Source organism: Bacillus cereus group sp. MYBK227-1 (assembly GCF_051916325.1).
Lineage (GTDB): Bacteria > Bacillota > Bacilli > Bacillales > Bacillaceae_G > Bacillus_A > Bacillus_A cereus.
In genome coordinates this window covers 220796-244397 of the sequence record NZ_JBQAGK010000002.1, presented here as the reverse complement: position 1 = coordinate 244397, position 23602 = coordinate 220796, and the positions used below count along the sequence as shown (strand labels likewise).

Below are 23602 nucleotides of genomic sequence, written 5' to 3'. Positions count from 1 at the left end.
TTAATAATCACAACATAAAAAATTATAAAATTCTCTAATCCTTCAAGAAGTTATACAAAAAAGGTAGATAATAATTTATCTACCTTTTTTGTATATATTATTTAACATTACAACTGTATTGCTTGTTATATGCAATTAAGACTAAAGAGCTTTAATAATACGTTCCATCGCCTTCATTTGCCCAATATGATCAGCTTCATGATAAAGCATCATACCGTAAAGCTCCCCTACTGTTTCCAATCCTAGGAATGGCTCTGGCAGTTTATTTTCAAATGCTTCTGCTGGAATTTCGTTAATACGTTTTGCTTGTTCTTTTAATTGAGCCGTTAACACTTCTAACGATGGTCCTTCTGTCGTCCATTTAGATGGTCTTGATCCATATCCAAACATACCTGGATATTCAGTTGGCAATTGTTTAAATTCTCTTCCGAACATGAAAGTCTCTGCTGCTGTTAACACGTGACCGATATGCCAACGAATTGTATTGTTAAAACCCTCTGGCTGCGTATCCACAGTTTTATCATCTAACGTTTCCATAAATTTAAGTAACGCCCCGCGCGTTATTTCAAATTGTTTTAAACCCACTAGTCTATTCATTTTATCGTTCCCCTTCTTGATGTACAATTTATTATGAACTAAGAATGTTCAATTTATTAAAGTTTCACCTTGTTTAATCTATCAGAAACAAATAAGAAATACATCTAATATGCTTATTAAAAATAATAAAAAGGTTCACTCCTCGTAAATATAGAATTACTTACTATGTTAATAAAAGAGGAGTGTACTTGCATGTTACATATTTTAAAACAACAATATAATCTTATTAGCTCTACAAGAGAAACTCTATTTTCGTTTTTGGAAGAAATCCCAGTAGAAAAATTACATAGCACAGTTTCTAATTTCGGAAGCGGTAGCATTATAAAGACTCATATTCATGTAGCCGATTGCTATCGATACTGGCTTGGATCATTCGCATTCAAGCAAAAAAGAGCAGATTTTTCATTTGCTAGCGATTACGAAATTGAGCATGCAAATGTGGAAAAAGTTCGCGCTAGATTTAAGTTAGTAGATGAGACTGTACAACGTTTTTTAGATGAATACAATGACCGTTGGCTCGAAAATATAGCAAATGAAGTGAAATGGCAAAAAGAACCTTGGAGCACAACTCCGCTATGGCTTTTAACTCATACGGAGACGCATGAATTTCACCATAAAGGACAAATTGTATCTATGGCTCGTCACCTTGGATATACTCCTCCTGATACAGACCTTAGTTAATACATTCGTGTTCATTTAAAAGCGGAATGAGCAGCAAGAATAATAGTATGATCAAAAAACTCGTTGATACATTTTGTTGTGTATAAAACATTTATTATTTGTTTTAGGTATACCATGCCATTATAAAATTCATGTAACATCGAATTAAGATTCATATTTTTTATGTAACTCATTGAAGAAAGTTAAGTATTTATACATTCAATTACTAACTAAAGGAGAAAATTATAATGAGATTAGAGAGCGAGAGAATTTATTTAAGGCCTCTTTGTCAGCTAGATGCTCCTATTATATTAGAAAGTACAATGGATGATGAAATAAGATATATGACTGGAACTAAGTCCACTTTTTCATTGGAGCAAATTACGAAACATATAGATCATATAAATAATGATTCAAGTCGCTATGATTTCGCTATTTGTTTACAAAGTACTGACAAGATGATTGGAGAGTTGTCGATTTTAGATATCGATGAGGAGAACAAAAGAGCAGGATTCAGAATATCAATGCTTTCAATAGCATTAACAGGACAAGGCTATGGAACGGAAGCTATTAAAATAGTTTTAAGATTTGTTTTTGAACAACTATCATTAAATCGTTTACAGTTAGAAGTATTTAGCCATAATTTACGCGGAATTAAAGCTTATGAAAAAGTTGGTTTTGTAAAAGAAGGAACCTTACGTCAATCTTTATTTTATAACGATACATACTCAGATGAAATTAGTATGGCCATACTTAAAAGCGATTATATAGAGAGACCTTTGTAAATGGATGCACTTAATCTATTAAACAAATTTAAAGAACCTTACCACAATAAAATGCAGTAAGGCTCTTTCATTTTTATATCAAATAACAGCTCTTAAAACATGTATAATCGTATTAATACCAAATAGTCTCCGCATAATTATATGCATCACTATTCGGAATTGCATGTTTCCCCTGCGCTTGCGCCTTTCTTGGATCTAAATCATATACCATTGGCGTATAGCATGATGTTTGCCCTTTATTTACAACACCATTTCCTCCAGCACTTCCGCAAGTGTAGGCCTTTCCATCTGTTTTTCTAACAATCCTTGCATCAGCTTCGTTATTATAAACTGCCGAGCGGGTTACAGTAACTTTTGCCCACGCTGTTTTACACGTCGTGCTAAATTTTAATTCTACATAAGAATTTGAATCAATCCACTTCTTTTCTTTCGTTACTGCAGATTGATCACAGCTGTTATAGTAAGGACTTTTCCCATCATATGAATGATCTTCTGCGTATACTTTATCGCTATTAGTCGTGCTAAACATACTAGTTACAATGAGTAAAGATAGCAATAAACATGCACTCGTCTTTTTTAAAAGTTTCATATCATTTCACTCCTTTCTTAATAACGTGCTGTTTTTCCGTAACCGTTATTAAACGTAACTGCTTCAGCATCTGCTGTGTATCCGAAATCAGCAGTTAAATCAAATACCATTCCTGTATAAGTGCTCGTTTGACCTGTTTTTATTGTGCCGTTCCCCTGATTAGAAGTAACTGATTTTTGGAATACACCATTTTTGTATTTATTCACAACAGCGTACGCGTACACTCCTCCCGAAACAGCTGGTGCTGGTTGATCTAAAACAAACTTAGCCCATGCTGCATGACATTTATTACTGTAACGTAAATACACTGTCCCTACTTTTTTACTACCTTCATATACAGCTGTAGATTTTGCATTAAATCCATCTGCATCACACGTCGTACTTCCCCCGTATACTTTCGTTGTTGCTGGATTTTTCCCGTCATAATAACTGCTTAAATCAGTAGCTGCAAATGTACTTCCTTGGAAACTAAATAATACCCCTACACTCGCTGCACTTAACACACATACTTTCATTAGCTTTTTAAACATTGTAAATCTCCTCCCTCAAAATAAGTACGTTTATCTATCCCCTATGTACGCCCCTCCTTTCATGCTGCCTAGAGGCATCTTACAGAAACGAATAAAAGTTGTAAATTCCCTTACGATTATTGGAATATACAAAGAAATTTACTTATCCTTTTAAGAAAAAAAATTGAGAAATACAAATTTGAAGACATCCTTTATTTCAAACATAAAAGAACCGATACTTGTTACATGCAAGCATCAGTTCTTTATACAAAATTGCCATTTTTTCTTTTTATAAAATAAATATTTCTCCACTTAATCCGTTGTAAAGAACTCCCTCATTACATCAATAAATTGCTGCAGTGGCACTGTCATCCATTTGTCTTTATGCCAAGCGATTTGCGTATAAATCGGAGAGATTGTATTTTCTAAATGTAACTCTTTTATCGTCCCCTCTCGTATATCTTTTTCTACTACTATTGCTGGTAAAACGGCTATGCCTAAATCTGCAATAACACATTGTTTAATTGCTTCAACACTAACAAACTCAATTTTATTTGCTGGATATACATCTTCCCAGCGAAATAGCTCTTCAAATAAAGTCCGATACGAGCAGCCTAATTCTGTTAGTAACAGAGTTTCACTCTCTAAATCTTTTATAGAAGCAGTAGTCTGTTCAAGTAAACGATGTGTAGGAGCAGCTACTACTTTTAATTCTTCTTTCATAAGCGGTTCCACATGTAAAACATCTTCTGTTTTACACTCATCCAAAATAAATGCAAGATCTACTTTTCCCTCCATCAATTGTTCCTTCGCATCTTTATTGGAATGTGCTGGTTTAAATATAAGTTTTATTTTTGGGAATTGTATTTTAAACCTCTTTAATATAGACGGCAGTCTGTATGTACATTGACTTTCTTGTGCACCAATTATTAACGTACCTGCTATTTCTTCATCATCTTTCACAGCCATTTTCGCTTCGTTACTGAGTGCAATCATCTTGTCGGCATATAGTTGAAACTTCCTACCTGCTTCAGTTAAGAAAAGACGTTTTCCTAATCTTTCAAATAAAGGTGTACCAAGCTCAGCTTCTAACGTTTTAATTTGCGCTGTCACGCTCGATTGAGCAAAGTTTAATTTCTTCGCAGTTTGTGTAAAGTTCAAAGTATGTGCCGCTACTTTAAATGTAATTAACTGTTTTATTTCCATTTATCATCCCTCTTTTCAATCGATATTTCCGATTGATTCCATCGAAATAATCCTCTTTGTCTATTGATATTTGTATTGTATGATAAAGAACATCTATAAACAATATAAATGGAGGTATTCCATATGAAAGCACTTTGTTTCGAAACATTCGGAGACGCTAATGTTCTACACTATAAAGAAATACACGATCCAATCATAAGTCCAAATGAAATTCTTGTCCGCACGAAAGCAATCGGATTAAACTTCGCTGATATTTATAGACGCCGCGGCGATTATCATCTTGCTGGCAATCCGCCTTATGTATTAGGTTATGAAGGAGCTGGAATTGTTGAAAAAGTAGGAGCTGACGTTACTACTATCAACCTAGGAGACCGTATTGCATTTGCGGACGTCCCATTTGCAAATGCAGAACTAGTTGCCGTTCCATCTGAAAAAGTAATCCCACTACCAGATTCTATTTCTTTTGAAACAGCCGCTTCTGTCTTATTACAAGGATTAACTGCACATTATTTAACGCAAGATAGCTATCAACTAAAACAAGGTGATATAGCTTTAGTACACGCTGCAGCTGGTGGCGTCGGTCAACTTCTTATTCAAATGATTAAACTACAGGGCGGAACAGTAATTGGTCTTACATCATCAAAAGAAAAAGCAAAGATAGCTACATTAGCTGGTGCCGATCACGTATTTTTATATACCGAAGCATGGCATATGAAAGTACTTGAAATGACTAATGGAACTGGAGTAAATGTTGTGTATGAATCAGTAGGTTCTACATTAGGGGAAAGTTTTAACGCTACTAAAATTGGCGGTACTGTCGTATTTTACGGAATGGCTGGTGGTAATCCTGCGCCAGTTGATCCGCGTATGCTTATGGATACTTCAAAAACTTTAACTGGTGGAGACCTTTGGAACGTGCTTACCACTTATGAAGAACGTAAAAAACGATCTACTCAATTATTCGATTGGATCGCAACTGGAAAATTAAACATTTCAAATCCTACTACATTCTCTTTACAAGACGGTGCTCTTGCTCATGAATTATTAGAGAGCCGTAAAAGCACAGGGAAGATTTTATTAATCCCATAATTCACAAAATGAAAAGGAAGCTAGATTTCTCTACCTTCCTTTTCTTATTTCTATTTGAGATTTAATTATATTTCCACACTTTCTTTCCCTTTTGCAACATAACTCATATCTCCAACCGACTCGACTGTGTATGTTCCATCTTGATATACAATTTTCGTCACACTAGCATTTTCCACTCCAAGTTTTGTTTTGCTACTGTCTAACATTTCTATTAAGGTAGTAATCAAAAGCCCATGAACGACAACTAAAACGTTACCGCCACCATTTCCAGCAGCTTCTTCACTAATTTTATCTATCTCAGCTTTTATGCGAGTAGAAAATAATTCCCAATCTTCCGCCTGTTTTGTAGGATCTGCTACTCTAATAAGATTAATCACTTCTTGAATAGAAAACTTCATAAGTTCTTCTGGTGATGCAACGCCTGCAGCTTTTCCAACAACATCCCACATATTCTCAAGTTTTTCACCTTCAAAAATACCGAAATTTAATTCTCGCAAATCTTTTCTTTGCTCAAGTTTTAATTTTGATTGCTCACTATATTTTAATACTAAATTAGCAGTTTCAATTGCGCGGCCGCTATCACTACTATATGCATTCATAAAATGAATATCTTTTAATCCTGTCCCTAAATTTGTGACAACTTCAACACCTTTTTCTACTAATGGAGAATCAGCCCAACCTTGCGCGCGATGATTCGTATTTAATATTGTTTTACCGTGTCTTGTAACATATAACGTAACTGCATTCTCATTGCTATCTGTTTCTCGCTTATTCATTTCATTCTCTCCCTTTACGTTTCTATATCAATTTTACCACCTCAATTATTCATTGAGCAAAATATACGTCAGTAGATCCGCTTAATAAAAAAAGCTATCTTTCTGTATATCCATACAAAAAGATAGCATCTTTTATGATTACATTTCTTAACCGTTACTCCTACTCAGCAAAAGCACTCGAATATTGTACAATTCCTTTTACACCTCGAAGAGCATTTTCTGTTAATTCCATTATCATAAATACCTCTTCAGGCACTTCAAACGGTGCTTTTATATTCCACTCACTTGCTTTCTTAAAACCAAATTTCGGGTAGTACTCTGGATGTCCCAATACTACAACTGATCCGTATCCAAGTTCTTTCGCTTTTTCTAATGCAGCTACAATCAGTTTTCCACCAATTCCTTTTTTCTGATGACCCCTAGCAACTGAAACTGGTGCAAGCGCTAACGATTCTACAGAAGTTCCATCTTGTTCTATTGTAATTTTCGATAACATAATGTGACCAACTATATCTTCATCTACCGCAACAATTGATAACTCTGGAACAAACGCGTCACATTCTCTAATACGTTTTACAAGTTCATGTTCTGTTTTATCACTAAATTCTTCCTTTAAAAATGCTTCTTTTACGACTTCTTCTGTTTTTCTATAATCATTTTTTTGTTCTTGTCTAATCGTTACCATTTTAACTTATCCTCTATTCTTTCTTATCTCTTTTTGAATTTTACGCAGTGCTTTTTTCGATCCGCGCTCAATATCGTGTTGCATTTTTCTTTCTTTATAATCAACAAATAGTGTATTTAAATCGTATCCTTCTGGATATAACTCCTTCGCTGCTACTTCTAAAGTAATACGTTTTACATTTACTTCAACGAATTCACCGTTATAATATACAACAACGTTATAAAAATTATCTTTTTCCTTATAGATGATACCAAAATCATCATGATCCAATAAATTAACACGATCGCCGATTTTGTACTCATAATGAGATTCTCTTTTTTCTTGTACGAATTTCGGTTTTCTAATTTTACTTTCATTCACTTTTTCTAAAGCGTACTCTTTATTTCCCATGTACTCTTTCGCCCTTTTCAGTACATGTTCTTTTACGTTCATTTTATTCGCAATCCAAAGTGCATTACTTTCTCCTGATTTTCCGATAACTAATTTATAAAGCGGCTCTAACGTTTCACTATTAAACTGCATCGCTGCATTCATAAAGTCATCATGCATTTCTGAGAATCGTTTAATTTCTCCGTAATGCGTACTCGCAACGGTAATACATCCCGCAAAGTACAACTCTTCTAAAATAGAAATTGCAAGTGCTGCACCTTCATTTGGCTCTGTACCGCTCCCTATTTCATCAAATAAAAGTAACGTATTATTATTTGACATCCTCATAATCTCAGAAAGATTTTTCATATGAGATGAAAATGTACTTAGTGCGTTTTCGATACTTTGATTATCACCAATATCTACAAATACATTTTCAAAAATAGCGATTTCTGTCCCTTTATCTCCTGCAATATGAAGACCTGACATTGTAGCTAATGTTAACAATCCAATCGTTTTTAACACAATTGTCTTTCCGCCCGCATTCGGCCCTGTAATAATTAAACTACGATACTCTTGACCAATTTTAAAATTCAAGGGTACAACTTGCCCTGTTAAAAGCGGATGCTTACAATTCACTAAATGAATGTAGCCATGATCATTTAACTTCGGTTCTATTCCATCAATCGATTTACTAAACTTCGCTTTCGCAAATACCATATCATACTGACTAATTAGCTCCATGTTAATCTTTATACTATAAATATTTTCTAATACCATCCCTGATAAAGTCGCTAAAATTTGATATTCTTCAACCGCTTCTTCTGCTTTCAAACCTGCTAGTTCTGCATTCAATTTCGTAACCGTATGCGGTTCTATAAATACAGTAGAACCTTTTGCCGAGGCTTCAATAATACTTCCGGCAACTTGGTTTTTATAGGAAGATTTAATTGGAATCGTATAACGGTCATCCTTTTTACTAATAAAGAATTCCTGAATGAATTTCTTATTTGCACTACTATTTAAAAACTTCGTTAAACGTTCTTTTATTTTCCCATCTACAGAATCGATATTATTTCGAATTCGTTTTAACTCTTTACTTGCAGCTACATCAATACTATTTCCTTTAATTGAAAAGTTAATTTCCTCTTCAATACTTTTATATTCAGTCATTGAATTTGCATAAGAAGCTAATACTGGTGCAAAAAATTCTTTATCTAACATAAACTTTTTAATCTTTCTACACCCACGTAAAAAGTCTGAAACACTCACTAATTCTTCTGGATCTAAAATCATCCCTTTTTCTAATTTTTGAATTGTACTAGCAATATTAGAAATGCCGAAGAAAGGAACATGCCCTTCTGCATCTAATATAGCTCGTGCTTCTGTCGTTTCATTCAACCGATTTCTCACTACTTTTATACTCGTACTCGGCTCTAATTTGTTTAATAATTCCTTACCTAATCCACTTACACAATAAGATTTCACTATATCCTTTAATTCGTTATATTGTAACTTTTCAAAAGTCATCGTATTCATTTTGTTTCTCCTCACTATGATTGATTTTTATCATAAATGAAGATACCTACTCATTAGATTCCAATGAGTCATATATAAAATTCCATAATTATACAATAAAAACATATACAAAAAAGCTGCGGGGATACCGCAGCTTTTACATTTACAAGGCATGTGTAATAACGTATGAGGAAATAAGCCATAAAAAATAGATGGCAGTCCCTTATTACACGCTTTATAAAGTATTGTAGGTATCTTCATAGGTTTTGAAATAAATGCATGACAAAATTAGGGGTATGATGTACATAAAAATCCCCTGGTCTTATCCGATTTATTTCATTAAATTTTTCCTATTTAATACCTACCGCACTCACAAAAAGCACCTCTCATTAATTTATATTATAGTCATTGAAATCTAATTTATTGAAATCATCATACTATATGTTACGTGAGAAGTAAAGGTGTCATACTTTAGTAGTACGTAACTATAAATTTCAATATTGCTTAAATTAGGTCTATATTCGCTGAAGAGAAATTATAAGAAGCGCCTCCGCTATTGCGAATGTCATTTACTTCCCCAAATACATTTAATAATTATGACAAGCAATGATAGGAGGTTTACTATATGAATGAAGAGTATAGTATTTTACACGGACCTGCTCTGGAACCAAATTTAATCGGTCCCACACTACCATCAATTCCACCATTTACATTCCCCACCGGACCTACTGGAATCACAGGACCTACCGGCGCGACAGGTTTTACCGGAATTGGAATAACTGGTCCTACCGGGGTTACAGGTCCTACCGGAATCGGAATAACTGGTCCTACTGGGGCTACAGGTCCTACCGGAATCGGAATAACTGGTCCTACTGGGGCTACAGGTCCTACCGGAATCGGAATAACTGGTCCTACTGGGGTTACAGGTCCTACCGGAATCGGAATAACTGGTCCTACTGGGGTTACAGGTCCTACCGGAATCGGAATAACTGGTCCTACTGGCGCAACCGGTTTAGGGATTCTTCCCATATTTGGAACAATAACTTCTCAAGTAGGAATCGGTTTTTCAGCAGTAGTTAATACAAATATTAATTTTACCATTCCAGGACCTGCTAGTGGAACTACCCTAAATCCATTAAATAATTCTATTACAATTGATACCACTGGCGTGTACTCTGTATCCTTTTCAATTGTATTTGTAATACAAGCTATATCGTCTAGTATATTAAATCTTACAATAAACGATTCCATTCAATTCGCAATTGAAACGCGAGTTGGTGGTGCTTCTGGGGTGAGAGCTACATCCGCCAGAACTGATTTACTACCTTTAAATCAAGGGGATGTTCTTCGAGTACGAATAAGAGAAGCCACGGGTGACATTATATATTCCAATGCCTCTCTTGTTGTTATAAAGGTCGACTAGCTCTTTTATTACAATAAAGATTTATGAAAAATAAAGTGAAACTTTAATAAGCCCTCACCAATCGGGCTTCCCACAAATAGCGGGATAAATATGCACAATATAAAAAGAAGAGGAAAACTTATATTTCAGTCTACCTCTTCTTTTTCATCACCAAATTATTGTTGAACATATATGGAAACTGATCCTCCACTTACTTGGAACTGCCCCCATCCGTCCTTATTAATTGTTACAGTATTTGTTTGATTACCCGTAATATCGTACCATACTTCCCCTGCGTTATTCTTTCCAACATCCATCCACTTCGCCCCTCCTGGTCCATCAGAGATTAATGTTGCTAAACCAGAATTAGCATGTACACTATCACCTTCTCTTGTCCAGCCAATCACATCCGGATGATCAAAATAATCACGCTGCGTACCATATGCAAAGTTTTTTCGTGCCGTCAAAATCGGATCAATTTTGTCCTTTAACGCTGGAATTTCATAGTTACTATTTCCTTTTGTACCATAGTAATCACCATAGAAAACAGAAGGATACCCCTCTGCACGCGTTAAAATAAATGCATATGCCAGCGGTTTGAACCAAGGGCTCACTACAGATTCCAATGACTGACCAGGCTGTGAATCATGATTTTCAACTAGAGTAACCGCAAGTGTAGGATGATTCGCAACTACCGTTCCTTTTAAAATATTTCTCATATCATAATTTCCATTTCCTGTTGAAGCATAATGAAAATTATAATGAAGTGGTGCATCGAACACAGATTGATTATAATTAACCTTCGCTAAATAATTATTTAAAGTCTGGATATCATTTTGCCAATATTCAGCTACTGTAAACATTTCTTTCCCTGTTTGCTGTCTAACGTGATTTACCCAATCGCGCAAATATTCATGATCAATATGTTTAACAGCATCTAAACGAAAACCATCTAAATTTAATTCATTCGCATACCACGTTCCCCATTTTTTCATTTCATTCGCAACATCTGGATGATCAAAATCAAGATCCGCATACATCAAATAATCATAATTCCCATTCTCGCTAGACACTTCCCAGTCCCATGCTTTACCTATGCCCCTAAATTTATAAATTCGGTTTAATTTCCTTCCTTCATCCCAATCCGTTCCATCAAAATGATACCATTTCCATTTGAAATTAGAATAAGAATCTCCACGCCCTGGAAAGTTAAATCCCGTCCACGCACTAATTTCATAATCACCTGATACTTCATTATTTCGATTGTTCGGGTCTACCTCAACTGCTGTGACAGTTTCTGTATAATCAGCCCCACCTTTATGATTCATAACTACATCACCGTATACATCGATGTTTTTCTTATGTAAAGCGTCAATTGCAGATTTCAATTGTGCTTTCGTCCCATATTTCGTCCGCACTGTTCCCTTTTGATTGAATTCCCCCAAATCATATAAATCATATGCTCCATATCCTACGTCATTTTGCGTAGTTCCTTTATATGCAGGTGGTATCCAAACAGATGTAATTCCTTTTTCCGCTAAATTTTCAGCATCAGTACGCAAACGATTCCAATGGTTTCCATCATTCGGAGCATACCACTCAAAATACTGCATTAACGTTCCATTGTTAACTGTGTCTGCATATGCTTTACTCCCCTCATATATACTAGGTAAAAACATAACAACCGACAATCCGACTATTGTTATTCTTTTAAACATCTGTACACCATCCCCTTCCAAGAAAGCGTTTGCGTATTTTATCAGAATTATTATAATATTCGTCCCACCGTTAGTAAAGTAGCAATCTCTCACTCTCCCATATTATTTTTAATCTAATTTCAAATATTCAACGTAGTTTTAATTTCACATCCTATTCAAGATTGTTTACAATTTACCTATAAAAGCATAACGGAGGGATTTCGATGACAGACTTTCAAAAACAATTTTTCGCACGATTACATATAGAAGAAAAAGACACAGTTTTATTTGAAGATTTATCTAACATTATGTACGCAATGGCACAAACTGTTCCTTTTGAAAACTTAAATATTCTCGAAAAGAATTTTAAAGAAATATCAAAAGAAAATTTGAAAGAGAAAATTTTAGTAAATAACCGTGGCGGTCTTTGTTATGAACTCAATCCTACTATGTATTACTTCCTGAAAGATTCTGGATTCGATGTTCATCTCGTTTCAGGAACAGTTTATAACGCTGCAAACTCCATATGGGCTGTTGATTCTGGCCATATCGCAACCGTTTTAACCCATCATAATGAACTTTATTTAATTGAAGTAGGATTCGGATCATACTTACCTCTTGCCCCTGTCCCTTTCTCAGGTGAAGTCATTCACTCTGCTACAGGAGATTATCGTATTCGTAAAGAAATGACCGAAAAGGGAAACTACATTTTAGAGATGCGGAAAAACAATGAGTTCTTGGATCAATCTGCTGCTGATGATTGGACGTTAGGCTATGCATTTTATATAGAAGAAGTGGATGAAGAAAAAGCAAATACAGCACAAAAAATTATCGTTGAACATGAAGGATCACCCTTTAATAAAGTACCTCTTATTGTAAAACTAACTGAAGATGGGCATGCCTCTTTAACGAAAGATAGCCTTACAGTAGCGAAAAATGGTAAAAAAACGAAAGAAACCGTTACAGACATGCAATATACAAACCTTTTACATTCAAAATTTGGAATTACACTATAAGTATGTAAGCCTTGTTATTTTAGCAAGGCTTTTCAATTTTCAGCAGGGATTTTTTGCAATTTGTTGTATTTCATAGTTATATAGAAATATAACTACATGTTTAGAAAGGAAATGATTATGACAGAACTTAAAGATCGATTACAAGTAGCTGATATAGAAAAATGGGATTTAACAGACATTTACCATACAATTGAAGATTGGGAAAGTGATTTTCATAAAATTGAAGTATTAACGAAGGAATTACACGAGTTTAATGGCAATATTCACGATGGCAATAGTTTATTAGCTTATTTAACGAAGAGTGAAGAAATTTCTAGCATAATATCTTTAATGTTCGCTTATGCACGATTACAATCTGACCTTGATACACGCGATACTGACGCACAATCTCTTGTCGATAAAGTATCACAATTACACGTGAAAGTAAGTGCAGCTAAATCTTTCTTTTCCCCCTTCTTACTTAGCATAGACGAAAGCACATTACATTCTTACATAGAAGAAACAGAAGGCTTACAATATTATAAAGAAGACTTATTTGAATTATATCGTTATAAAAAACACGTATTGAATAAGGACCAAGAAGCAATTTTATCACAGATGGGTGAAGCTCTTTCTTCTCCACAGCACACATTTGGTATGTTAAACAATGCAGATATATTATTTGGTGAAGTGACGACTGACGATGGAGAAAAAGTGAACTTAACACGCGGAATGTATGCAAAGTTAATAGAAGATACGAATCGTGAAAAGCGTAAAGAAGCTTATAAAGCATATTACAAACCATATGTTCAGTTAAAGAATTCCATCGCATCTACTTTATCCGCTGCTATTAAAAATAATGTTACTGTTTCGAAGCTAAGAAACTATCCATCAGCGCTAGAGAAATCATTATTTGGCGATATGGTTCCGAAAGAAGTATATGAAAACCTAATTGATACAACGAAAAAAAACATTCAAACATTACATACATACAATGAAATTCGAAAAGAAAAATTAAACGTAGATGAACTAAGACAATACGACTTAGGCGTCGATTTAGTAGAAGGTGCAAAACAAGACATTCCATATAGTGAAGCATTTGACATTATGATTGCATCACTAGCTCCTTTAGGAGAAGAATATATTGAAACATTAAAAAGTTTTAAAGATAAAAGATATATAGACGTAAGGGAAACACCAGGAAAACGTTCTGGTGCTTATAACTTTGGTGTATATGGTGTTCACCCTTTCATTCTTTTAAATCATCACGATGATTTAAACAGCCTGTTCACTCTTACTCATGAATGCGGACACGGTATGCATACGCACTATTCACATGGATACCAACCAAGAATTTCTGCACATTATTCTATCTTTGTCGCAGAAGTCGCTTCAACAGTAAATGAAGTGTTATTAATTCACTATTTATTAAAAGAAGCAAAAGAAACGAACGTACGTAACCATTTAGTTAACCATTTTATTGAGAAATTTAAAGGTACTTTCTTTACACAAATTATGTTTGCAGAATTTGAAAAAATCACACATGAAATGGCTGAACAAGGTAAACCATTAAATGCACAAGTATTCAGTGAAATTTATGAAAAGCTATTTAAAGAATATAACGGTGATTCACTTGTATTTGATGAAGAAGTAAAATACGGATGGGCTAGAATCCCTCATTTCTATCGCCCGTTTTACGTATACAAATATGCAACTGGATTCGCATCTGCCATTCAAATCGCTGATAAACTATTAAGCGGTGATCCGAATGCTCAGAAAAATTATATTGAATTCCTGAAAGGTGGAAGTTCTGATTATCCACTAAACCTATTGAAAAAAGCTGGTGTTGATTTAACTACGCCAGAACCGATTGAAAGTGCATTGAAACAATTCACTCAACTTGTTGAGGAGTTTTCAGCATTATAAAAAGCATGCAGAGTATATGCTCTGCATGCTTTTTCATTTGAATTACTCTATTCTATATGCTGCTGCGTCACACAGTGAATCATACCACCATACGCATACAATTCATTCACATAAATACCGACAATTCTTCTTCCTGGAAACTGACCTTCAATAATTTGCAGCCCTAACTTGTCATGTTCATCACCATATACAGGAACTAATACAACTTCATTACCAATATAAAAATTCAAATATGAACCCTTACAGTCTGCTTCTTTTACCACTTTTCTTGTTACTGGTACTGGAATGAGCTGAAATGGCTTTCCATCTATATTTTTCGCTTGTCGTAATTCTTGATAATGCTTTTCGTACGCCTCCAAAAGGTATGGCTCTCCTTCACCGAAAGGATCATATTCATACAGTATCGTATTTTCATTTACAAACCGTGCCGCGCCATCAATATGATAATCCGTATCTTCATCATAATTATCTTCTCCGCGTATACCAGTTATCCATATAAAATTCGTTACTCCTAAATATTTCGTTAATTCCATTTCAATTTCTTTCTGACTTAGTGTGGGATTTCGATTTTCATTTATAATAGACGTTTTCGCCGCCATTAAGGTCGCGTTTCCGTTTATCTCAATTCCCCCGCCCTCTAGACAGACACTAGATTCAACTTTTGGAATGCGATACATTTCACTTATTTTATTCGGAATATTAGCGTCTTTTTCGTACGGATATTTATTTCCCCAACCATTAAATATCCAGTGCGTTAGGCAGCGATTCCCTTCCTTATCCGTTACAAAGATTGGTCCGTTATCTCTTATCCAAATATCATCAGTTTCTTGAATTAAGAAATCAATTTTATCCATATTTACATTAGCTTCCATTAACTTCGATTGGACATGTATTTTCTCTTCTTCATCACATACAACAATATGGACATTTTCTCCATAGTGAAGCTCCTTTGCCATCGATATCCAAATATCATCTAACTTAGCTCTATAACCTTCACCTCTATGTGCTTTATCATGTGGCCATTGGAGCCATGTACCTTCATGTTTCTCCCATTCCGCAGGCATATAAAACAAACTATTTTCTATATTTCTCATACGTGTTCACCCCTTATATGAATGTACGTACAGTCTATACTTTGACATCGTGTTAAGGTCAACAGGAATATCTTCATTTACTTGTAGCAACTTTATAAGGTGACTCTTTATTTCGCCTTTTTATTATGATAAATTGCTTTCGTACGTAGAATAAGGATTGACATAATGTTAATGTCAATCCTTATTCTCATTCTATTTTCGTAACTAAAAAACAAATTTGTGTCACATACTCTTCTGCTAAATAATCACATTCAGGTCCCTTTATATAAACCTCATATGGCGAATTAACTATTACATACCCATTTTTTTCAACCCATTCTTCTAACGCTATATAAGCGTAACCTATATAGTCGTAACTTCCATAATGCATAGTAGTAACGATTTGATGTGGACTTAGTTTTTTCATTTCATATTCTTGTACTACATCTTCATCATTCCCCTGCATAACCGGGATTCTTAATTCAATATCACTGTTACTTGGAATATATTCTTCATCATAAAAGACTGCAGATGGCGAACCGACTATTTGAAAGTTATTTTTTTGTACCTCTTCATATAAGTCATAAAAATAATCATCTATATCATCTATATCTATTTTTACTCTTTGAGTAATTATCGTTACTTCGTTCCTCATTCCCATTAATATATCGTAACTTCTATGGCGAGCAATATTTAGACTACTATTCACCATTACCATTTCATTCATTTCTGAAATAACCTGTAAATTTTGCTTCACTTCATGAGACAACTCGATAATTTGTGATTGTATATGTTGAACAAACGAATCTTGATCCGATGACTGCAAAACAATTTTAATTTTTGGAAGAGGAAATTTATACTCCCTTAACTTTTTTATTTTCAATGCTACTTCCAGCTGCTCTTGTTCATAATACCTATACCCATTAACCGGATTCACATATGCCGGTTTTAATATCTCCTCTTTGTCATAATGTCTTAACATCCGCGTACTCATTTTACAAATCCGAGAAAACTCAGCGATGGTATACATATCAATACTCCTTGAATATATTTTCTTTTCATTACTTATTTATTAAAACCAATCAAAAATCTTCTTCATTGAAAAATCTTCATTCTGATTTTTCAATCTTCTCATTTTCGAAGGTAACAAATGGCTTGGACAATACCACGTTAAACAATTCATTGCACCTCCCATTGTTGATATTTCTCCTACATGAATTTGAATAACTTGCTTCTCCGTATACTGTTGAATATATCGTAAAACTTCCTCATCTTTGGCTAGTCCAAACTTAGGAACATAAAGAGCATCACATGATTCTAACATATTTATATACAACCCTTTTGCTGATGCTATCTCTTGATCATATTGTCCTTTCTCTGTATATGATGAAGGAACAACTATAAATTCAGCTTCTGGCATTTGTTCTTGAATAATCTCTTGAACACTATATCTAAATTCATGATCTCCTAAAAAATCACTAATAAACATTGTATGTTCATCAATAAATTTAACCATTCCGTCTGCGTGTGCTAGTACATCCCCTTCTTCAGCAGGAATAATAATAACTCGACTCACATCTAAATCCCATTCTAACTGCTCAATAATTTCCTCTTCTGTCCAATCATCGTTATCATCAAATATACGTTCTGTTAATATTACGGTATCTTTTTATTCCAAATAAGATTACCACCATCTAATATTAATGGGGATTTCACATATTCAAAGTCATTCTTTTTCAACCATTTATTAAACTGTTGATCTAAATATCGCCCTTGATCATCTGGCAAATAATTTGGTCGATATTTAAATTTAACTAGATGATTTGTGACAACCGGTGCAACATCTCTTAGCCAAATATCATCATACTCAAAACAGCTCGTATGAAAGTCTTGTTCTTCAACAGATAAAGATATAAGTTGATCCGCAATTGATTTCTTTTCATTTAAACATTCATTAAAGTAAATCAAGTCTTCATAAAATGGTTGATAATATTCATTCGATTCGTCTGGTATTGCAGTAAAAATAATCCCATTATGTTTTTGTTCCATATTATTTACCTCGCTTTTTAATAGTAGTTACATAACTGATTTCACAAAGCCAACTATTCCTCAATTCATTTCTCTTTTCATTACAACTCATGAACCGCGTATATTTCATGAATGGATTATAGCATGGAGAAATATTATATATTTATATAAAAAATATAAAGCTGACGTTAAGCCTTAAATTGACTCTTGACAAGTTTTTTAAATAACCTATTTTAAAACAACAATAAATGATTAAATGATTTTTGTATCAAGATTCAAACCCATTACTTCTAATAGATCGTTTTGATTATATAAATTCACTAAATGCGCTTCTACTCCTATACAAATTCCTTCTAGCGGAAGATCATTTGGATCCTGACCAAAGGGATCTTCAATTTCAACCCCTATTGCTTCAATACCTATGAATGCAAAACTTATAAATGTAAACTATTTTGATTATTGTAATGAATCATATTTACAAAAACCTCTTTCTCTATTAACCTTTTATTCTTTTAAATCATGAAAGTATACAATTAAATAATAGAATCATAAACCCTATCATTATGAGGCTGGTTAAGATTATTTCTTTCAATACCGTTACTCCTTTTTTGCAAAAAGATAAAATATCTTATTTAATTCAACAACAAATGTTTACTATTCTAAATCCCGACGCATCATTTTAGAATTCGCAATGAACAATGCACTAATTAATACAAAGATTGCACAGGCATATAACAATAAATCTAACGGACTATCGTGATCTATAATGATGAGACGCACAATAGCTGTTATACCTATATATATAAAATATCGTAATGGAAAATGAAAATTCATTTGAAAATACTTTATAATCATTACGATGAATTCAAAGTACAAAAAGAATACGACGATACTATCAATTAAATGATAACTAGATTCATTACCATCCAATTTCAGTTCTTGTATAAACTGAATGACTTCTTTCATAAGAAACACACTTAGAACAACCCCTAAGCAAATTAAAGCTACATTTAAAATGTACTGTAAAACGATAGGGAAATACGAAAACACTATTTTAAAATTCTTTAACACAAACATTTTTCTCCTTTACCATATAAAACGAAAAGCGAATATACACTACAATTCATTCATCATTATATTTAAATTTATTTTTATAAATAATAAGGAATGACAAAATAGGTAATAAGATTCCACCTATTTTGTCTATATAGCAGCACAACGAAATTACAATTAATTACTTCAATGCAATTGGTTGTTGTTGTGTCACACAATGTATCATACCGCCGTTTTTATACAACTCCCTCACATCAATACCGACTACTTTACGATCTGGGTATAACTTCTGAATCGTATCGTTTGCGATTTTATCATTCGGATCATTATAATTAGGCACTAATACAACTGTATTCCCAATATAATAATTGATATACGATCCCTTATAATCGAGAGTTTTTCCATTCTCTAAAGCAACCTTTTCTTTACTAAGCGGCAAGTATTCATACTTATATTTCTGTCCTGAAGCATTTTTGGCATCTAACAATGTATCCATATCTTTATTAGATAAACCCCATTCAGCTAGGTCATCTTCTTTCATCGTTACAATGGTAGATTTATTATGGAATTTAGCAAATCCATCAATATGAAAGTCCGTAATATCTAAATTAGGTACTCCGTCTAACCAAATAAAGTTTGATACCCCAAGGTCACTTATATATTTTTCAATTTCCTTTTCTGATAAATCAGGATTTCTATTTTTATTCGTTACCGCACTTCGAGTTAATAAAGCAGTCCCATTGCTGTCTAATTCAATTGCGCCGCCTTCAAGGACAAATTTCCCCCAATCAATTCTTTCAATTCCTGATTGTTTACTAACATTCTTACGTATTTGAGCATCATTTTTATAAGGTGTCTTCTTCCCCCAACCATTAAATGCTGGATCTAATATTTTGAGATTTTTGTTGCTGTCATAAACAAAAATTGGTCCACTATCCCTTGCCCATACATCATCAGTAGGCGCGATAAAGAAATCAATCTTCTCCATATTTAACCCTTCATCTGTTAAAAGCTTATTGATTCTCTCCTTTTCTTCCTGGTCATATGCAACAATGTGAACTTTCTCACCCTCAGTTAAAGCACTTGCCATCTTAACCCAAATAGGTTCAACTTCCTGCTTATACTCTTCACCATATGTGTATTCATGTGGCCATTGCAGCCATGTACCTTCATGTTTATCTTTTTCATCTGGCATCGTATATTTCCCAGCATTTTTCTGTACCTCTACTTTTTCTCCTTCTTTCCCTTTAACATTTTCATTGTTACCCTCAAAAGAGCATCCACTAATAATCGTTGTAGATAATGTAGCTATTAAACAAAACTTTATTGCTTTTTTCATTTTTCCAACCTCCTGTTCTTGTCTCCAATACTGTAAAGCTTCACATAGTGTGAAGCTCAAGCTTTTTTATCAATGTAAAAATTACCAATTGTTCTTTGCATTACTTATCATTTAACTACCTATTTAGATTTATTCAAATGCCAATCACCTTTTTTACCTATTTATCCCGCCATTTGTGGGCAGTAAGACCCCCACCTCAAAATTCAGCGAAAGCAAAGAAGTTAGGTGGGGCCCTGCTGATTAAAGTTTCACTTTATTCAGTAAGTAAAACTTTACAAAATAAAAAAATCGGTATTGATAATTACATATCAATACCGATTTTTTTATAATTACTTTCCTTCTATTAAATCATTCGCCATTTTCCTAAATTCTTGATTAAATGCGTCATTCATACCATTTTGGACGTTAGAAAATAATATGACAAACGTTCGTTTATCCCAGTTAAAATTATTAAAAGTGTTCCAGCCAGCTAATACACCGTGGTTATGATAATAATCTGGGTAAATATAGAAACTAAATCCATATTTTCTTGCAGGTGATGCAGAAAACATATCTGATACACTTTGTTTAGAAAGTAGTTTACCATCCATAATAGCTTCATCTAATTTTTTCATATCTTCAACAGTCGTATACATTTCACCACAACCATACAGCCAGTTCATTTTTAAGCGCGGCGTGGCTATTAACTTATTATCTTTTTTCGTATACCCTTCTGCTAAGAAAATATCTTCTGGAAGTGTTGCGCCCATTCCAGATTCATTCATTTCAACGGGAGTCAAAATATTTTCTTTCACATATTCAGCAAGTGGTTTATTCGATATTTTTTCTACAATATATGCAAGCACCATATAATTATAATCTGTATATTTCCATCCTGTCCCTGCTGGAAATTGTAACGTTTGTGCCCCAATCCACGTTACTAGTTTTAACCGTGATGCTGCGTCAACACTACCTTGTCCCTGTTCTGGTAATCCAGACGTATGTGTTAACAAGTTTCGTAACGTAATGTTTTTATCTGCCGGAAACGATGGGATATATTTATTTACATTGTCTTCAATGTTCAACTTCCCTTTTTCTTTTAGTTGCATAATAGATATTGCAACTACTGTTTTCGTAATAGACCCAATGCGATATTTCGTTCTTGGCGTTGTTAATACTTGATCTTTCACATTCGCATAACCGTAGCCTTTTCGTAAAATTACATGACCTTTACTTGCTACAAGAACACTCCCATTAAATCCTTTATCTTTTAAGTACTGATCTAGTTTTCCAGCTGCAATTTCATAACGCTTTTTCTCATTCGCATCAACTTCCTGCTTAACATCTTTTTGCTTACTATTTACATTAGAAAATGCCTTTGTATCATATTTTTTTCCTTTATTTGCATGTATTAGTGTAACAACACTTCCACAAAAAACAGCAAAAATAAAGAAAACGATTAACCATTTCTTTAACATACTAGGAACCCTCTTTTATCTAGTTTCACTTAACGTACATCCATTCTATTTTATATCTTTTAATTATCAAGTATATTATAATATTATTTAATATTCACTCTGTTAAAACTAGATTCCTTTTTCTCATTTTCAATTTTGACTACTCTCTATTGTATTTCTTTCTTGCAAAATTTCCAACATACAATCGGATGCATTACACTATAATTTCAAATTCTTTTGTAACATTTGTTACATACTAAAAAGAATGGAGATGTAATATGAAAAACACCGATAAACGCAATCGTTTAGATGATAAGATGTTTCATTATCGGATAACAAAAAATAACATGGTATTAATTGAATATTACAGAAAACAGATTATGGTATTAAAAGGAAATGATGCTGAAAAATTTTTAAATAAAATAAATCATGCAAATAACGATAAAGAAAAACAGCTAATTATGGCTAAAATTACAGGTAATTTCAAAAGAGGTAATGAACGAAATTGAAAACGAATCTCATTTACATTTTGATTATACAACAAATAAAAAAGAAATGTCGCTCATTCAACATTTCTTTAGACTTTCTTCATAAAAAATTTACATTGCTAACATTCCTTCATTTTCTATACTTCCTATATAAGCTAACCGCTGAAATAGTTAGTAATACAACTATGCATAACCACGCATACGTATATCCCTTCTTATCTACAATATAACCAAATAAAGCAGGCGCAGCAATAATGGCAATTTGATTTAATGTAAGTGCAAAACTCACTGTCATCCCTACCGATTCTTCACTTGCTGATTCCGCAACTTCAGTTATGAAAAGGCTAAACCATCCAATTGCAAAGAACCCTAACAATGCACTTACACCATACAATACATTCGTTATTGTATGTATGCTCATTACTAATATTAGAATGAAGAAAATAGAAATACAAACAGTTATAAATAAGAGGGTACGCCTATTCCCCTTATAAAATAAATCACTAGTAGCTGCTAATATAACCCTACCAACCATTCCAGAAAAGAACATAACGGAAAATACTTTTCCAGCTAAAATTGGCGTGATTGATTGTTCCAATACTAAAAATTTTATAAAGTGCGCAACTAACACCATTTGCAATGAAATCATACAAATGCCAGTTATATAAATTGCATATAACTCTTTTTTACACATCACTTCTTTTAACTGCATCCAAAAAGAAAGTTTACTACGTTCTTGTTTAACTTTCTCTTGAATATATGGTTCCTTATAAAATATAAAAAATAAAAACCCTCCAATTATACAAATACATGCAATACTATTTACCGCATAGGCCATATTATATTTTATTGTAAGAAACGGGATCAATACTCCCGCTAATGTACCACCAATCGGTATACCGACTTGTCTAATCCCCATCGCTAACCCGCGATTTTCTTTTGAGAACCACTTCATTATCACCTTACTTCCTCCTGGCTGCGAAACACTATAAAACGTTCCTACTAATAAAAGTACAAAGAGTAACCCATTAAATCCATTGACCATATTAGTGAGTAAAAACGAACCTCCTAGTAAAAATGAACTTATCGAAATTAACAACTTTTCATTGTATTGATCAAGTAGCCGCCCGACAAAAAGCATACAAAATAGCGGTCCTATATTTACAACACTTACTAACAATCCAATCTCCGTATTCGTAAGTGCATATTCTTCTTTCCAAAATAAAGCAAACGCTCCAACACCATACGTTATAAGTGTCGCTGTTGTTTGAGCAACCGTCGCAAAAATTAACATAACCCACTTATAAGTACTATTCACCCTTTCTTCCATTAACACAATAATCCCTCCATCCCCTTCCATTGTATGAAAGTTCTGATATCAT

Annotated in this window: 21 protein-coding genes and 2 pseudogenes; 7 read left to right on the top strand and 16 right to left on the bottom strand. The window is 33.6% G+C overall.

The genetic code is table 11. The features are described 5' to 3' along the window. Positions 1–141: 141 nt before the first annotated feature. On the bottom strand, positions 142–597 hold the full coding sequence (locus tag ACTFRM_RS08320) for a DinB family protein (RefSeq protein ID WP_001081123.1): 456 nt from the start codon (positions 595–597) through the stop codon (positions 142–144). 192 nt (positions 598–789) lie between these two features. On the opposite strand from ACTFRM_RS08320, the gene ACTFRM_RS08315 reads away from it, so the two are divergent. Both ACTFRM_RS08315 and ACTFRM_RS08310 read left to right on the top strand, forming a co-directional pair. After that, entirely contained in the window at positions 790–1278 is a 489-nt protein-coding gene (locus ACTFRM_RS08315; protein WP_000902410.1) for a DinB family protein, read from the top strand. A gap of 227 nt (positions 1279–1505) precedes the next feature. Beyond that, the gene (locus ACTFRM_RS08310) at positions 1506–2042 is read left to right on the top strand and encodes a GNAT family N-acetyltransferase (RefSeq protein WP_001235429.1); all 537 of its coding nucleotides are present in this window, start codon (positions 1506–1508) and stop codon (positions 2040–2042) included. Between the two features lie 112 nt (positions 2043–2154). Here ACTFRM_RS08310 and ACTFRM_RS08305 read toward each other — a convergent pair whose 3' ends face one another. From ACTFRM_RS08305 to ACTFRM_RS08295, 3 genes are all read right to left on the bottom strand, one after another. Further along, on the bottom strand, positions 2155–2631 hold the full coding sequence (locus ACTFRM_RS08305) for a DUF2690 domain-containing protein (protein WP_000771158.1): 477 nt from the start codon (positions 2629–2631) through the stop codon (positions 2155–2157). A gap of 17 nt (positions 2632–2648) precedes the next feature. Further along, on the bottom strand, positions 2649–3161 hold the full coding sequence (locus ACTFRM_RS08300) for a YjfA family protein (protein ID WP_000473741.1): 513 nt from the start codon (positions 3159–3161) through the stop codon (positions 2649–2651). A 291-nt stretch (positions 3162–3452) separates the two neighbouring features. Further along, entirely contained in the window at positions 3453–4346 is an 894-nt protein-coding gene (locus ACTFRM_RS08295; protein WP_440043191.1) for a LysR family transcriptional regulator, read from the bottom strand. Positions 4347–4469: 123 nt separating this feature from the next. Here ACTFRM_RS08295 and ACTFRM_RS08290 point away from each other — a divergent pair, with 123 nt between their 5' ends. Then, positions 4470–5435 carry a quinone oxidoreductase family protein gene (locus ACTFRM_RS08290; protein WP_098033828.1) on the top strand — a complete coding sequence of 322 codons (966 nt, stop codon included), beginning with the start codon at positions 4470–4472 and terminating at the stop codon, positions 5433–5435. A 65-nt stretch (positions 5436–5500) separates the two neighbouring features. Here the strand turns inward: ACTFRM_RS08290 and ACTFRM_RS08285 are convergent, their stop codons facing one another. The 3 genes from ACTFRM_RS08285 to ACTFRM_RS08275 all read right to left on the bottom strand — a co-directional run bounded on the left by ACTFRM_RS08285 (position 5501) and on the right by ACTFRM_RS08275 (position 8804). Further along, positions 5501–6211 carry a histidine phosphatase family protein gene (locus ACTFRM_RS08285; RefSeq protein WP_440043190.1) on the bottom strand — a complete coding sequence of 237 codons (711 nt, stop codon included), beginning with the start codon at positions 6209–6211 and terminating at the stop codon, positions 5501–5503. 160 nt (positions 6212–6371) lie between these two features. Continuing rightward, positions 6372–6896, bottom strand: a complete 525-nt coding sequence (locus tag ACTFRM_RS08280; protein ID WP_000256469.1) for a GNAT family N-acetyltransferase — start codon at positions 6894–6896, stop codon at positions 6372–6374. A 6-nt stretch (positions 6897–6902) separates the two neighbouring features. Then, complete coding sequence (locus ACTFRM_RS08275) at positions 6903–8804, bottom strand: endonuclease MutS2 (RefSeq protein ID WP_440043188.1); 1902 nt, start codon at positions 8802–8804, stop codon at positions 6903–6905. Positions 8805–9408: 604 nt separating this feature from the next. On the opposite strand from ACTFRM_RS08275, the gene ACTFRM_RS08270 reads away from it, so the two are divergent. Further along, positions 9409–10206 carry an exosporium leader peptide-containing protein gene (locus ACTFRM_RS08270; protein ID WP_440043186.1) on the top strand — a complete coding sequence of 266 codons (798 nt, stop codon included), beginning with the start codon at positions 9409–9411 and terminating at the stop codon, positions 10204–10206. Between the two features lie 155 nt (positions 10207–10361). Here the strand turns inward: ACTFRM_RS08270 and amyS are convergent, their stop codons facing one another. Next, complete coding sequence (amyS, locus tag ACTFRM_RS08265) at positions 10362–11903, bottom strand: alpha-amylase (RefSeq protein ID WP_000476405.1); 1542 nt, start codon at positions 11901–11903, stop codon at positions 10362–10364. Between the two features lie 203 nt (positions 11904–12106). Here amyS and ACTFRM_RS08260 point away from each other — a divergent pair, with 203 nt between their 5' ends. Both ACTFRM_RS08260 and pepF read left to right on the top strand, forming a co-directional pair. Beyond that, positions 12107–12898, top strand: coding sequence for an arylamine N-acetyltransferase family protein (locus tag ACTFRM_RS08260; protein WP_000129185.1), 792 nt, complete (start codon positions 12107–12109; stop codon positions 12896–12898). A gap of 117 nt (positions 12899–13015) precedes the next feature. Then, positions 13016–14803 carry an oligoendopeptidase F gene (gene pepF / locus ACTFRM_RS08255; protein ID WP_000137534.1) on the top strand — a complete coding sequence of 596 codons (1788 nt, stop codon included), beginning with the start codon at positions 13016–13018 and terminating at the stop codon, positions 14801–14803. Positions 14804–14850: 47 nt separating this feature from the next. Here the strand turns inward: pepF and ACTFRM_RS08250 are convergent, their stop codons facing one another. From ACTFRM_RS08250 to ACTFRM_RS08220, 7 genes and pseudogenes are all read right to left on the bottom strand, one after another. Next, a complete protein-coding gene (locus ACTFRM_RS08250) occupies positions 14851–15897 on the bottom strand; it encodes an agmatine deiminase family protein (protein WP_078386501.1) in 1047 nt (348 codons plus the stop codon). A gap of 187 nt (positions 15898–16084) precedes the next feature. Next, positions 16085–16906 carry a MerR family transcriptional regulator gene (locus tag ACTFRM_RS08245; protein WP_440043185.1) on the bottom strand — a complete coding sequence of 274 codons (822 nt, stop codon included), beginning with the start codon at positions 16904–16906 and terminating at the stop codon, positions 16085–16087. 42 nt (positions 16907–16948) lie between these two features. Beyond that, positions 16949–17925: pseudogene (locus ACTFRM_RS08240) on the bottom strand (agmatine deiminase family protein). 231 nt (positions 17926–18156) lie between these two features. Beyond that, a pseudogene (locus ACTFRM_RS08235) lies at positions 18157–18348 on the bottom strand (bestrophin family ion channel); the annotation flags it as partial. A gap of 210 nt (positions 18349–18558) precedes the next feature. After that, positions 18559–18975, bottom strand: coding sequence for a phosphate-starvation-inducible protein PsiE (psiE, locus tag ACTFRM_RS08230; protein WP_000916570.1), 417 nt, complete (start codon positions 18973–18975; stop codon positions 18559–18561). Between the two features lie 163 nt (positions 18976–19138). Next, positions 19139–20296 carry an agmatine deiminase family protein gene (locus tag ACTFRM_RS08225; RefSeq protein ID WP_016080772.1) on the bottom strand — a complete coding sequence of 386 codons (1158 nt, stop codon included), beginning with the start codon at positions 20294–20296 and terminating at the stop codon, positions 19139–19141. A gap of 329 nt (positions 20297–20625) precedes the next feature. Next, positions 20626–21753 (bottom strand): serine hydrolase domain-containing protein, encoded by a 1128-nt coding sequence (locus tag ACTFRM_RS08220; protein WP_134207868.1) that lies wholly within the window; start codon positions 21751–21753, stop codon positions 20626–20628. A 257-nt stretch (positions 21754–22010) separates the two neighbouring features. Here ACTFRM_RS08220 and ACTFRM_RS08215 point away from each other — a divergent pair, with 257 nt between their 5' ends. Then, positions 22011–22241 (top strand): hypothetical protein, encoded by a 231-nt coding sequence (locus ACTFRM_RS08215; protein ID WP_006923428.1) that lies wholly within the window; start codon positions 22011–22013, stop codon positions 22239–22241. A 109-nt stretch (positions 22242–22350) separates the two neighbouring features. Here ACTFRM_RS08215 and ACTFRM_RS08210 read toward each other — a convergent pair whose 3' ends face one another. Then, entirely contained in the window at positions 22351–23580 is a 1230-nt protein-coding gene (locus tag ACTFRM_RS08210; protein ID WP_440043182.1) for an MFS transporter, read from the bottom strand. Between the last annotated feature and the right edge of the window lie 22 nt (positions 23581–23602).